This is a genomic window from Marinibacterium profundimaris (assembly GCF_002210095.1).
Lineage (GTDB): Bacteria > Pseudomonadota > Alphaproteobacteria > Rhodobacterales > Rhodobacteraceae > Marinibacterium > Marinibacterium profundimaris.
Genome location: NZ_AQQR01000002.1, coordinates 544105 through 556961 on the forward strand (window position 1 = coordinate 544105; position 12857 = coordinate 556961).

The following is a 12857-nucleotide window of genomic DNA, read 5'->3' on the forward strand; positions in this document are numbered from 1 at the left end:
TGCCGGGGAAGAGGAAAGCGGTTTTCCCCGGGTTGGGGGCGCGTTAGAAGGCGGTGACGCGCTATCCGGAGCCGAACACCCATGTCCACGCCGAAACCCGTCGTTCTGTGCATCCTCGATGGCTGGGGTCTTTCTGAAGAGACCGAGGCCAACGCGCCGCTGCTGGCCCGGACCCCGAATATCGACCGGCTGATGGAGACCTGTCCCCATGCGACCCTGGTCACCCATGGGCCCGACGTGGGCTTGCCCAGCGGGCAGATGGGCAATTCCGAGGTCGGGCACATGAACATCGGCGCCGGCCGGGTCGTGGCGATGGACCTGGGCCAGATCGAGCTGGCGATCGAGGACGGCAGCTTCTTCGAAAACAAGGGCATCACCGATTTCATCGAGGGGCTGATGGAAAGCGGGGGCACGGCGCATCTGATGGGCGTGGTCTCGGACGGGGGGGTGCACGGGCATCTCGATCATCTGCTGGCGGCGGCGAAGGCCACCACCGATGCCGGGGTCCCGACGCTGATCCACGCGATCACCGACGGCCGCGACGTGGCGCCGAAATCGGCCGATGGCTTCATCGCCCAGCTGCAGGAGCGCCTGCCCGAGGGCGCGCAGGTGGCGACCGTCATCGGGCGCTATTTCGCCATGGATCGCGACACCCGCTGGGACCGGGTGGCCAAGGCCTATCACGCCATCGTCGGCGGCGAGGCCGAGCAGGGCGCGGCCAGTGCAGCCGAGGCCGTTGCGGAGGCCTATGCGCGCGGCGAGACGGACGAGTTCATCGCGCCCACCGTCATCGGCGATTACGACGGGTTCGGCGACCGCGACGGGCTGTTCTGCCTGAACTTCCGCGCTGATCGCGCGCGCGAGATCCTGGCCGCCATCGGCCAGCCCGAGTTCGACGGGTTCGACACCGGGCCGCGGCCGAAGCTGGCCGCGATGCTGGGGATGGTGGAATATTCCGACGCCCACAACGAATTCATGACCACCGCCTATCCCAAGGCGAAGATCGTCAACACGCTGGGCGAATGGGTGGCGAAACACGGCAAGAGCCAGTTCCGCCTTGCCGAGACCGAGAAGTACCCCCATGTCACCTTCTTCCTCAACGGCGGGGTCGAGACCCCGGCCGAGGGCGAGGACCGCTTTATGCCGAAATCGCCCGACGTGGCGACATACGACCTGCAGCCCGAGATGTCGGCCGGCGAGGTCACGGATCAGTTCGTCGAGGCGATCCAGGAAGGCTATGACCTGATCGTCACCAATTTTGCCAATCCCGACATGGTCGGCCATACCGGCGACCTGGACGCGGCGATAAAGGCCTGCGAGGCGGTGGACGAAGGGCTGGGCCGGGTGCTGGAGGCGCTGGAGACGGCCGGGGGCGCGATGGTCGTCATCGCCGATCACGGCAATTGTGAATGCATGGTCGATCCCGAGACCGGCGGGCCGCATACCGCGCATACGACGAACCCGGTGCCGGTGATCCTGGTCGGCGGGCCCGAGGGGGCCAGCCTGCGCGACGGGCGGCTGGCCGACGTGGCGCCGACGCTGCTGGCGCTGATGGACCTGCCGCAGCCCGCCGAGATGACCGGGAAGAGCCTGATCGCATGATCCGGCCGGGCGCTGTCCTGCTGGGTCTGGCGCTTGCCGTTCTGCCCCTGGCGTCACAGGCGCAGCAGGCCGATCCGGCCGAGGCCGCGCGGGCGGCTGCGCGGATGATCGAGCAGGCGACGCTGTCGATGCAGGGCGCCACCACGGCGCAGGACCGGGTCGCGGCGCTGACCGAGGCCGTGCAGGCCTATGAGGCCGGGCTGGCCGCCATGCGTGACGGGTTGCGCCGCGCCGCCCTGCAGGAGGCGAACCTGACCGCGCGGCTCGCCGCCCGCGAGGATGACGTGGCGCAATTGCTGGGCGTGTTGCAGAGCATCGGCACGGCGCCGCCGCCGGTCCTGATGCTGCATCCCTCGGGCGCTCTGGGCGCGGCGCGGTCGGGCATGATCATGGCCGACGTGGCACCGGGACTCGAGGCGCAGGCGCAGGCCCTGCGCGAGGACCTGGAAGAGGTGCGCACTCTGCGCATCCTGCAGGAAAACGCGGCGCGGCAGCTGTCCGAAGGGCTGGCCGGGATCCAGCAGGCCCGCGCGGCGCTGAGCCAGGCGATCGCCGACCGCACCGACCTGCCGCGCCGTTTCACCGCCGATCCGGTCCGCACCGCGATCCTGATCGGTTCGACCGAGACGCTGGACGGCTTTGCCAGCGGCCTCTCGGAAATGACCGAGGGAGATATCCCGCGCAGCAATGCCGATATCACCGGGCTGAAGGGGGAACTGCCCCTGCCGGTGCAGGGCCTGCTGCTGCACCGCGCCGGGGCGGCCGATGCCGCCGGGGTCACGCGGGAGGGAATCCTTGTCGCCACCCGGCCCCGCGCCTTGGTCGTCAGCCCCACGGCGGCGACGATTCGCTACCTCGGGCCGCTGCTCGACCTTGGCAACGTCGCGATTCTCGAACCGCAGGCGGACACGCTGTTCGTGCTGTCGGGGCTGGACCAGGTCTTTGGCGAGGCCGGGCAGGTGCTTCCGCCGGGCACGCCCGTGGGACTCATGGGCGGGTCGGACCCCGAGACGGGAGAGATCGTGTCAAGAGGTGGTGAGGGGTCTGGAAACGAGCGGACAGAAACGCTCTATATAGAGGTCAGGGAAAACGGGCAGCCGGTAGACCCCGAGTCGTGGTTCCGGACCGAACAGGATGGATAGGACATGAAAAAGGTACTCATGGTCGCGATCGGCGGGACGCTCGCCGGGATCGTCGCCACGACACAGGTGGCCGGGCCGCTTCTGGCGCAGGAAGGCGAACGCAATGCCAGCGTCTACGAGCAGCTCGACCTGTTCGGAGACATCTTCGAACGGATCCGCGCGCAATATGTCGAAGAGGTCGAGCCGGGCGAGCTGATCGAAGCCGCCATCGACGGCATGCTGACCTCGCTCGACCCGCATTCAAGCTATCTTTCGCCCGATGACGCCGACGCGATGCGCGTGCAGACGCGCGGCGAATTCGGCGGGCTTGGCATCGAAGTCACGCAGGAAGAGGGCTTCGTCAAGGTCGTGTCGCCCATCGACGGGACCCCTGCGGACGAGGCCGGGATCGAGGCGGGCGATTTCATCACCCATGTCGACGGCGAAAGCGTGCTGGGCCTGACGCTTGACTCAGCTGTCGACCTGATGCGCGGCCCGGTGGGGTCGGAAATCATCATCACCGTGGTGCGCGAGGGCGTGGACGAGCCGTTCGACGTGTCGATCATCCGCGACACGATCACTCTGACCGCCGTGCGCACAAGGACCGAAGGCGAAAGCATCGTTCTGCGGGTCACGACCTTCAACGATCAGACCTACCCGAACCTCGAAGCCGGCCTGGCCGAGCAGATCGAGGCCGCCGGCGGGATGGACAACATCAACGGCGTGGTGCTGGACCTGCGCAACAACCCCGGCGGTCTGCTGACGCAGGCGATCCGGGTGTCGGACGCCTTCCTCGACAAGGGCGAGATCGTGTCGACCCGGGGCCGCAACCCCGAGGACGGCGAGCGCTTCAACGCAGAACCCGGCGACCTGATCGACGGCAAGCCGATCGTGGTGCTGATCAACGGCGGCTCCGCCTCGGCGTCGGAAATCGTCGCCGGCGCGCTGCAGGATCATCACCGCGCGATCGTGGTGGGGACCAAGAGCTTCGGCAAGGGCTCGGTCCAGACGGTGATGCCGCTGCGCTCGGACGGGGCGATGCGCCTGACCACGGCGCGCTATTACACGCCGTCGGGCCGGTCGATCCAGGCGCTTGGCGTTTCGCCGGATATCGTGGTGGAACAGCCGCGCCGCAACCCGAATGCCGAGGAGGAAGAGGAAGGCGCGACCCCGCTGACCCGGTCCGAGGCCGACCTGCGCGGGCGCCTGTCCAATGACAGCCTGACCGAGGACGAGATCCGCCAGATCGAGGAAGACCGCGCCAAGGCCGAGGCCGCCGCGGAACGCCGGCAGGAGGATTACCAGCTGGCCTATGCCATCGACATCCTCAAGGGCCTGTCGGCGCTGGGGCCGCAGGACTGACAGACCGGGGCACGACCCCGGAGCGAAATGAAAGAGGGCCGCGCGGAGAGATCCGGGCGGCCTTTTCCTGTGGGTCGCTGCGCGGTCCCGGGCCCGTCGCCGCATCCGCAAACCGCCCGCCGCGGCCCTCCGGCCCGCCTGAGGGCGGCTTTGGCGCCTGCTGTCGGAAGAGCAGCGGAATTACCGCTGTTCCCGGCAGAATCCGCGGGCTATGGCATGCCTCATGACCGATACCTTGCCCCCCTGCCCCGAATGCGCGTCGATCTATGTCTATGAGGTCGACGCCCTGTTGAACTGCCCCGAATGCGGGCATGAATGGAAAGCCGATGAACGGGCCGGCACAGCGCCGGAGGTGCGCGACAGCGTCGGCAATGTCCTTGTGGATGGCGACACTGTCACCGTCATCAAGGACCTGAAGGTCAAGGGCTCTTCGACGGTGGTCAAGGTCGGGACCAAGGTTCGCGGAATTCGGCTGGTCGACGGCGATCACGACATAGATTGCAAGGTGCCGGGAATTGGCCAGATGGGCCTGAAATCCCAATTCGTGAAAAAGGTCTCGGGATAGCCTCAGGGCACTGACGCCGGGAACAGGGTCCGGGCCGCCCCTTGCGGGCGTGGGCCCGGCATCACGACACGGCAGTCCGCCTCCGGGCGGGCGCGCGAATGTCATCGCACCCGGTGCGCCGCAGGCTCAGCCGGTTTCCAGGCAATGCCGCCGGAAGGCGCGTTTGAGCATGTCGAGCTCGGCGCGCAGCAGCTCGATCTCGACCCGGATGTCATCGGCCGCCGGAGCGCCCGCGATCAGCGAGAAGCTGGCCAGTTTCTCTCCGCTCTCGCCGTCGCTGATGACGAAGGTCTGCACGCCGTCGGCCACCGCCTCGGACGGGATCGGCACGCGCAGGGTCCAGCTGCCCTGTTCGGGGTCCAGCTCGGTCAGCTCCACCCCCTCGACCGGACGGTCGAGCCAGGTCACCGCAACGGCGGGTTCGGTCCCGGCGGGCAGTGTCGGGGTGTCGGTCAGGATGCCTTGCCAGATGCCGCCCCGCAGGCGCGTTTCGGTCAGTTCCATGTCATGCCCTCCGGGCTGTGGATGGGGGCCGGCCGGGTCACAGCGCGGCCCGCGGCAGCCGCGCGAAGGTCAGGTCGCGCAGCACCACCTGGTTCATCTCGGGGCCTTCGAAGATCAGGTCGACCCAGGCGTGTTCCACCCGTTTCTCGTTCAGTTTGGAATAGGCGAGGTCGAATTCCACCATCGCCTCGGACCGGTCGGGCGATATCTCCCGCACGATCTGTTCGGTGTTCGGGCCGTGCTGCACGTTGAGCCGGGCAAAGATCTCAAGCGGTTTCTCGACCTCGACGATGGTGGTCATCCGGATCAGGTGGTCGCGCGTCAGCCCCTGCACCGCCGCCTCGGGCAGGTCGACCACCAGCGACAGGAACGACCCGTCGAAGCGGAACACGTCCATGCGCAGGCCGAAGGGAGCGAGATCCTCTTCGCGCAGGTTGCGGATCTGGCGCAGCGTCAGCTCGGAGGTGGCGCAATCGTGGAACAGGGTCAGCCCCTCGCCCAGGCTGGCGCGGCTTTCGGCGGCAGCGAGGCCAGGCCGGCCCAGCGGGCCGCGCCAGGCCTCGGGGCGCCAGGCCCAGTCGGTGCCGGGCGGGCGGTGAAAGGCATTGGTGCCGATCGCAGGCAGCGCCAGCCGCCCGTCGGCCACGTGGATCAGCCGGTCCAGGTGGTGGCGCAGCTGCCGCGCCTCGGTCCGCTGGTCGCGCAGCTCGGACAGGCTGGCGGTCTGCGCCGCGCGCGCCAGGCGGCGCCAGCGGCGCATCGCCCGCCGGAAGTTGACGCGATCGAGTATCCTGCCCATCCGCTGCCTCTGCCCATCCGTCCCTGTGCCTGTCCGTCGGGTGCCCTTCGGCACCCGACACATCCAGGCGCGCCCCGGGCCTGTTCACGACATTGTCCCCGGCGCCCACGTCACGCGTGCCGTCAGGCGCATCGCCTCGCCCGGGCGTCCATGCACCTGATTTCCCCGCCTTTCTATCGAAGCGGGGAGGGTTCTGTAATCCGGCATAGCCGAGATCGTTAAATTTTTGGCCCTAATTGTCCGCCGATGCCGCACCCGCAACGGAAAGCCGCCGGCTTGCGGCATTGGTGCGGCGGGCCAGCTGTCCCAGCAGGTTGGCCCCGGTGGAGCCCAGGGCCCGGCTGTCCTCGGGCGCGAAGAGGCCCAGCACGACAAGCTGGTCGTTGACGACGAAGGCGCCGCGCCAGTGGATCTCGTCCAGGCCCGGCAGAGGCGGCACACCTGCGGCGCGGACCATGGGCACGGCGCCGCTCCGCGCCTCGGCCACGGCATTGTCCGGATAGGCGTCGGCGATGGTGCGGGCGGTGATCGGCGTGTCGCCCCGGGTCCAGGGCGTGGTGGTCACGGTCATCACCGCCGGGCTTTGCCCCGACAGCGTGGCAAAGGCGGTCTGCGGCGACAGCCGGCTGCACAACGCCAGCATGGCAAAGCCATCCCGTCCCGAGGCGTCGATCGTGGTGGGGTCGATGCAGAAGCCCGTGGGCGCCGTCAGCGCCACCCGGCCGTCGCCCAGCACGGTGGAGGTCACCGCCGCCTGGCCACCGGAGGCCGGCACATCCAGCGCCAGTCCTCCGTCTTCGGTGCAGCCGGCCAGGATCATCATCAGACCCAGGCCGGCCACGAGGCCCTTACAGGTCCATGTAGTCATGCGTTTCCGCCTGCGCGCCGGGGTGGGTCACCGCGCCCTTGTAGGTCGCACCCACAAGCTGCGCGTATTTCCACAGGGCGCCGGAGGCGTAGTTGGTCGGGCGGGCGCCTGGCCAGGCCTCTTTCCGCTTGGCCAGTTCCTCGTCCGACAGATCGACCGACAGTTCGCCGCTGACGGCGTCGATGGTGATCACGTCGCCGGTCTTCAGCAGTGCGATCGGGCCGCCATGGGCCGATTCCGGCCCCACGTGACCGACGCAGAAGCCCCGCGTCGCGCCCGAGAACCGCCCGTCGGTGATCAGGGCGACCTTCTTGCCCATGCCCTGGCCCGACAGGGCCGCGGTGGTGGCCAGCATCTCGCGCATGCCGGGGCCGCCCGCGGGGCCCTCGTTGCGGATGACGATGACGTCGCCTTCCTTGTAGGTGCGCGCCTTTACCGCGGCAAAGGCCTCTTCCTCGCTTTCGAAGACGCGGGCCGGGCCCACGAACCGCTGGTGCTGCGGCTCGATCCCCGCGACCTTCACGATCGCGCCTTCGGGGGCCAGGTTGCCCTTCAGGCCGACAACGCCGCCGGTCTTGGTCAGCGGCGTCTCGATCGGATAGATCACGCGGCCGTCGGCATTGCGGGTGATCTTGTCCAGCTCCTCGCCGATGGTCTCGCCGGTGGCGGTCATGCAGTCTTCGTGGATCAGGCCCGCCTTGCGCAGTTCCTTCATCACCACGGGGATGCCTCCGGCGTCGTAAAGGTCCTTGGCGACGAACTGGCCGCCCGGCTTGAGATCGACGAAATAGGGGGTGTCGCGGAAAATCTCGCAGACGTCATCGAGGAAGAAGTCGATCCCCGCCTCATGCGCGATGGCCGGCAGGTGCAGGCCCGCGTTGGTCGACCCGCCTGTGCAGGCCACGACCCGCGCGGCGTTTTCCAGCGATTTGCGGGTCACCACGTCGCGCGCGCGGATGTTCTTCTCGATCAGGTCCATGACCGCCTGGCCAGACGCCTCGGCATACTGGTCGCGGCTCTCGTAAGGCGCTGGCATGCCCGAGGAGTTCATCAGCGCCAGGCCGATCGCCTCGGAGACGCAGGCCATGGTGTTGGCGGTGAACTGGCCGCCGCAGGCGCCCGCGCTCGGGCAGGCCACGCGTTCCAGCATGTCCAGCGCGGCATCCGACATCTCGTGGTTCTGGTGGCGGCCGACGGCTTCGAACATGTCCTGCACGGTCAGGTCGCGGGTGCGGAAATCTTCCGGGATCTCGTCGACCTGCGGCGCCTTGCCCGGCAGGATCGAGCCGCCGTAGATGAAGACCGACGGGACGTTCAGTCGCACCATGGCCATCATCATCCCCGGGAGCGACTTGTCGCACCCGGCCAGGCCCACGATCGCGTCGTAGCAATGGCCGCGCATCGTCAGCTCCACCGTGTCGGCGATCGCCTCGCGCGAGGCGAGCGAAGAGCGCATGCCCTCGTGGCCCATGGCGATGCCGTCGGTCACGGTGATGGTGGTGAATTCGCGCGGGGTTCCGGACGCCGCCTTGACGCCCAGCTTCACGGCCTGGGCCTGGCGACTGAGCGAGATATTGCAGGGCGCGGCTTCGTTCCAGCAGGTGGCAACACCCACCAGCGGCTGATGAATTTCTTCATCCGACAGCCCCATGGCGTACATGTACGACCGGTGCGGCGCGCGCTCCGGGCCTTCCGTAACATGACGGCTGGGCAGTTTGGACTTGTCGAACTTGCGCTTGAGCATGGCGGCCTCCCCTGGCTGGTGGTCCCATGCCAATAGCTCTGCCCAGACCGGCAGACAAGGGGAAGTGGCGGCAGGCGTCCCGCGCGCGCCGATGTGCCGGAGCTTCTGTGCACCTCCGACAGTCCCTTGTGCGGAAACTTGTTTTTAACCGAACTGGGGCCTACGTTCTTGCATCCCGCCTGCTTCCCGCATGCCTTCCACCGGGCGCCCGCCGCCTCTCCAAATTTCAGGCCCCGCGATGGACCGCTCGCTCTTCGCCTTCATCTGGCGCTACTCGAAACGCGATCAGCTCGTATTGCTCGGGCTGACGATCCTGTCGTTCCCGTTTCTCTACGTCTCGCTCGAACTGCCGAAGCGGATCATCAACGACGCGATCGGCTCGTCGACCTCGAACATCACGGTCCTGGGCACGCAGCTTTCGCAGATCGAATACCTCGTGGTGCTCTGCGTCCTGTTCCTGGCGGCCGTCGTGGCCTCGGGCCTCTTCAAGATGCGGATCAACACCTACAAGGGCACCGTGTCCGAACGGATGCTGCGGCGCCTGCGCTACCAGCTGATGAGCCGGATGATGCGCTTCCCGGCGCCCTATTTCCGCACCACGTCCCAGGGCGAACTGGTGTCGATGGTCACAGCCGAGGCCGAGCCGATGGGCGGGCTGATGGGCGACCTGATCGCGCAGCCGGTGTTCCAGGCGGGGCAGATGCTGACCATCGTGACCTTCCTGTTCATGCAGAGCGTCTGGTTCGGGCTGGCCTCGATCGCGCTGATCCCGCTGCAGGCCTGGCTGATCCCGATGCTGCAGCGCCAGATCAATCTGCTGAACAAGGACCGCATCGTCGAGATCCGGCACCTGTCGTCCGAGATCGGCGAGACGGCGGCGGGCATCTCGGACCTGCGCGCCAACGGCGGCTGGCGCTATCGCTCGGCGCTTCTGACGGATCGGCTGGGCCGGATCTTCGAGATCCGGTTCAAGATCTACCAGAAGAAGTTCTTCATGAAGTTCCTCAACAACTTCATCACCCAGCTAACGCCGTTCTTCTTCTACCTCGTCGGCGGCTACCTGGCGATCCAGGGCCAGATCAGCGTCGGCGCCCTGGTCGCCGCGCTGGCCGCCTACAAGGACATCGCCGCGCCGTGGAAGGAACTGCTGACCTACTACAACCAGGTGCAGGACATGTCGCTGCGCTGGACGGTTGTGACCGACCGCTTCGCGCCGCGCTCGATGATCGAGGACCGGCTGCTCAACGACATCCCCGAAGAGATCCCGCACCTGACGGGCGATATCGTGCTGAAGGACGTCACCGTCACCGATCAGGACGGCAACATGGTGCTTGAGGATCTCGACCTGACGATCCCCGGCAAAAGCCGGCTGGCGGTGCAGGGAGGGACCGCCGCGGAACGCGCGGCCTTCGCCGGCCTGCTCACGCGTGAGATCCTTCCGACCCGCGGCAAGGTCGAGATCGGCGGGCAGGACCTGGCCACATTGCACCAGGCGGTGATCGCGGCGCGAATCGGCTATGCCCATTCGCAGCCCTACCTTTTCGACGGCACGCTGGGGCAGAACCTGCTGATGCCCTTCGGCATGCACCCGGGCGAGTCGCAGGACCCCGACTGGCCCAAAAGCCGCGCCGGGACCGAGGCGGTGCGCTCGGGCAATTGCCCCGATCCGCTGAATTCCGAATGGCTGGACCCGGGCGTCGGCGGCTATGCCGACCGCAACGAGGTCGGGTCCTGGTGGTTCAAGCTGATCCAGGCCATCGGCCAGGACGAAGAGATATTCCGCAAGGCCCTGCAGCTGCGGATCTCGCCCGAGGTTCACCCCGAACTGACCCGCGCCATCGTCGGCATGCGCGACGCGGTGCATGACCGCATCGTCGAGGCCGGTCTGGACGACATCGTGTTCCGTTTCGATCCCGACAAGTTCAACCCGGCGATCCCGCTGGGCGGCAACCTGCTGTTCGCCGCGCCGCGCAAGCCGCTGTCGACCGAAGGCATGGCCCAGGCCCGGCTGTTCCGCGACCTGATCCAGCGCGAAGGCCTGGGCACCGAGGCGCTCAACATCGGCCAGTCTGTGATCGACACGCTGAACCGCACCTTCGGTCACGACGGGATCGACCACCCGCTGTTCCGCCGTGTCGGGCTGGACCCGGATATCTACCGGCAGCTTGTCTCGATCGTGTCCAAGCGCCGCGTGAAGGGCGATGACAAGCTGGAGGATGACGAGCACCTGATGCTGATGACGGTGCCCTTCACCCTGACCGCCGAACAGATCGGATCGGATTTCCCGGAACGCCTGAAGCAGAAGATCGTCAAGGTCCGCAACAGCCACCGCGAAACGCTGCGCCGCATGGGCGGGGATCTCTTCGTGCCCGTCACGCCCGAAACCTACCTGCCGCGGCTGACGGTGCTGGAAAACGCGCTTTACGGCCGGATCTCGATGCATGCCGGCGCGCGCGCGGACGAGGTCGAGGATGTCGTGGCCGAGATGCTCAGCGACGAGGGGCTGCGCTGGCGGATCGCGCGGCTGATCTTCGACCTGCAGACCGGGATCGGCGGCGCCAACCTGCCCAAGACCCTGCAGGAACGCGCGGCCTTCAGCCGGGCGGCGCTGAAGCGGCCCGACGTCCTGGTCTTTGACCGGGTGCTGGAAAGCCACGATTCCGAGGCCCGCGCCGCCGTGCGCACCAACCTCAAGGAACTGCTGCCCGACGCGACCATGATCTTCATGGAGGCGAAGTTCAAACACCCGTCGCAATACGACAAGCTGATCGTGCTGAAGGACGGCCGCATCGACGGCGAGCGCACGTTGGGCGGTGGCGACGATGCCGAGGGCAACGAGGAATTTCGCCACAAGCTGCGCGCCATCGCCGGGACCGACCTGTTCTCGCGGCTGGATGCCCGCAACCAGCGGCTGCTGGCCTTCTCGGCCAGCTGGTATCGCGCCAAGCCCGGGCAGGTGATCTTTCGCGCCGGGCAGCCGGCCGATGCCGTCTATCTCTGCGTTTCGGGCAAGGCGCAGGTGCAATGGCCCGATGCCGACCCGAAGGACAAGCCGCTGACCGTGGTCGAACCGGGCCGCGTGATCGGCGACCTGGCGATCATCGAACGCTCCGACCGGGTCACCGACCTTGTCGCACTGGAAAAATCCCGCTTCCTGCGCATCGGCGCCGAGGAGTTCCGCGACGTGATCGAGGCCGACTCGACCGTGGCCATGGCGCTGCTGGAAACCGTGGCCGGCCACCTGTCGGCGCTGGCGGGCTTCCTCGACCGCTCGGGCGTGGACATCAAGAAGATCACCGCCGAGGCCGATGGCGATGCGCTGGACGAGATCACCCAGGACGAGGATGCCTGATCCCGCGCGGTCTTCCGGGCCCGGCCTCGGCTGGGCCGCCCATGCGGGCTTTGTCGCGCCGGCCCGCGACCGGGCCGAGCTCTGGCGTCTGCCGCTGGGCCTTCTGGTGGTGGCGGCGACGGGGCTGGCGCTGAACGCGGTGCTGGCCGGCGCGTTGTCGGCGGTGTCGCCCGATTTCTGGCGCGGCGAGATCGCCACGGCCCGGGCGCCGGGGCAGACGCCGGCGTCGCTTCTGGTGCTGCTGACAACCTTCGCCTTCTTCGCCCTGGGCACCGGGCTGGCCGTGGTGATGGTCCACCGCCGCCCGGCGCCGACCCTTCTGGGCCCCCTGCGCGCCGCGGTCTCGCAATTCGGAGCGGTGCTGGCCATGCTGCTGCTGGTCGCACTGGCAATCGCCGTGCTGCCGCCCTGGCGTTCGGGCCTGGAGCCCGAGCCGAACCTGCCCTTCGGCACCTGGGCCGCGCTCTTGCCGCTGTCGCTGACCGCGCTGCTGATCCAGGTCGGCGCCGAAGAGGTGCTGTTCCGCGGCTATCTCCAGCAGCAGCTGGCCGCGCGGTTCGACAGCCCCTGGATCTGGATCGGGGTGCCGTCGCTTCTGTTCGCCGCCGGCCATTACGTGCCGTCCGAGGCGGGCGAGAACGCGCTGCTGATCGCGGTCTGGGCGGCGGTCTTCGGCGTGCTGATGGCCGACCTGACCGCCCGCGCCGGCACGCTGGGCCCCGCCATCGCCGTGCACATGGCCAACAACGTCGTCGCCATCCTGCTGATTTCGGTCACCGACGGGATGAGCGGCCTTGCGCTCTATGTCAGTGCCGGCGCCGCCGATCCCGAGCTGGTCCGCGCCTGGCTTCCGGTGGATTTCGCCACGATGGTGGTGTCCTGGCTGGCGGCCCGCCTGGCCCTGCGTCGCTGATTGCAATTGCCGCGGCGACAGCATATC

General features: G+C 68.0%; 10 protein-coding genes. 6 read left to right on the forward strand and 4 right to left on the reverse strand.

What is annotated here, in order from left to right; translation table 11 throughout:
- Positions 1 to 81 precede the first annotated feature (81 nt).
- The 4 genes from gpmI (at position 82) to ATO3_RS07525 (ending at position 4650) form a co-directional block, all read left to right on the forward strand.
- Positions 82 to 1602: a 2,3-bisphosphoglycerate-independent phosphoglycerate mutase gene (gene gpmI / locus ATO3_RS07510; RefSeq protein WP_088649200.1), complete on the forward strand. Its 1521-nt coding sequence runs from the start codon at positions 82 to 84 to the stop codon at positions 1600 to 1602.
- Positions 1599 to 2744 (forward strand): murein hydrolase activator EnvC family protein, encoded by a 1146-nt coding sequence (locus tag ATO3_RS07515; RefSeq protein ID WP_088649201.1) that lies wholly within the window; start codon positions 1599 to 1601, stop codon positions 2742 to 2744. Before gpmI ends, ATO3_RS07515 begins: the two co-directional genes overlap by 4 nt.
- A gap of 3 nt (positions 2745 to 2747) precedes the next feature.
- The gene (locus ATO3_RS07520) at positions 2748 to 4085 is read left to right on the forward strand and encodes a S41 family peptidase (protein WP_088649202.1); all 1338 of its coding nucleotides are present in this window, start codon (positions 2748 to 2750) and stop codon (positions 4083 to 4085) included.
- 223 nt (positions 4086 to 4308) lie between these two features.
- A complete protein-coding gene (locus tag ATO3_RS07525; RefSeq protein ID WP_088649368.1) occupies positions 4309 to 4650 on the forward strand; it encodes a zinc ribbon domain-containing protein YjdM in 342 nt (113 codons plus the stop codon).
- 126 nt (positions 4651 to 4776) lie between these two features.
- Here the strand turns inward: ATO3_RS07525 and ATO3_RS07530 are convergent, their stop codons facing one another.
- The 4 genes from ATO3_RS07530 to ilvD form a co-directional block, all read right to left on the reverse strand.
- Entirely contained in the window at positions 4777 to 5154 is a 378-nt protein-coding gene (locus ATO3_RS07530) for a hypothetical protein (RefSeq protein WP_088649203.1), read from the reverse strand.
- 37 nt (positions 5155 to 5191) lie between these two features.
- Positions 5192 to 5953 (reverse strand): DUF6478 family protein, encoded by a 762-nt coding sequence (locus ATO3_RS07535; RefSeq protein ID WP_088649204.1) that lies wholly within the window; start codon positions 5951 to 5953, stop codon positions 5192 to 5194.
- Positions 5954 to 6185: 232 nt separating this feature from the next.
- Entirely contained in the window at positions 6186 to 6821 is a 636-nt protein-coding gene (locus tag ATO3_RS07540) for a hypothetical protein (RefSeq protein ID WP_143747243.1), read from the reverse strand.
- On the reverse strand, positions 6802 to 8565 hold the full coding sequence (ilvD, locus tag ATO3_RS07545; protein WP_088649206.1) for a dihydroxy-acid dehydratase: 1764 nt from the start codon (positions 8563 to 8565) through the stop codon (positions 6802 to 6804). Before ilvD ends, ATO3_RS07540 begins: the two co-directional genes overlap by 20 nt.
- Positions 8566 to 8803: 238 nt before the next feature.
- On the opposite strand from ilvD, the gene ATO3_RS07550 reads away from it, so the two are divergent.
- On the forward strand, positions 8804 to 11917 hold the full coding sequence (locus tag ATO3_RS07550) for an ABC transporter transmembrane domain-containing protein (RefSeq protein ID WP_088649207.1): 3114 nt from the start codon (positions 8804 to 8806) through the stop codon (positions 11915 to 11917).
- Complete coding sequence (locus ATO3_RS07555; RefSeq protein ID WP_088649208.1) at positions 11910 to 12830, forward strand: CPBP family intramembrane glutamic endopeptidase; 921 nt, start codon at positions 11910 to 11912, stop codon at positions 12828 to 12830. Before ATO3_RS07550 ends, ATO3_RS07555 begins: the two co-directional genes overlap by 8 nt.
- Positions 12831 to 12857 lie beyond the last annotated feature (27 nt).